Source organism: Nocardioides pyridinolyticus (assembly GCF_054653575.1).
In genome coordinates this window covers 1-667 of the sequence record NZ_BAAIFY010000085.1, presented here as the reverse complement: position 1 = coordinate 667, position 667 = coordinate 1, and the positions used below count along the sequence as shown (strand labels likewise).

1 pseudogene is annotated in these 667 nt (G+C 69.4%); it reads right to left on the bottom strand.

The window, feature by feature from the left end:
• A pseudogene (locus ACYQ0U_RS22765) lies at positions 1-667 on the bottom strand (transposase); the annotation flags it as partial.

Genomic DNA, 667 nt, shown 5'->3' with positions numbered 1-667 from the left:
CGATCGGGGTCCACGTATCCTCACCAATGGCGGCGATCGCGGCCTTGACTTTGGGATCCATCCGAACGGTGACTGACACGTCGGCGCCGCCGCGGATCGCGGCCCGGACGGCTGCGTGGCCGTAGAACGCGCTGTCGGCACGCACCAACGCCTTGGTCGAGGACAACGAGGCGTTGGTCTTCAACGCGTCGGCGACCAGCCGGGCCGCGCCCCCGCGGAGAACCACACGATCCCCTTGCGGAGTCGTTGGGCCACGACCACCGGCGCCGACTGGCTGGTGCTCACCGTGGCGAGCAGCGCGTTGAGTCCGCGGACCCCGGAGTAGCCGTAGCCCGAGCCCTGCTTGGCGTAGCCGTGGACCTCGATGATGGTGTCGTCGATATCGACCATCACCCGCTGGCTCGACTCCTGGGTCATAGCGATGGTCGTAGCGATGAGCGGTGTCTGGTTCGCCAGCCGGGCCAGGAACCGGGAGGCGACCGCGTCGAGCTGGCGGACGTGGCCGAAGGTGAATGCCCGCACGAACGACCCCAGCGTCGAGGGCGCGTAGGCGTGGGTGAAGACCCGGCCCATCCCGCCGTGGCGCAGCAGGGCCATGTCGTCGATGGAGTCCGCACCGGCGACCATCCCCGCCACCAGGGAGGCGACCTTCAGACCGGCGTTGGCG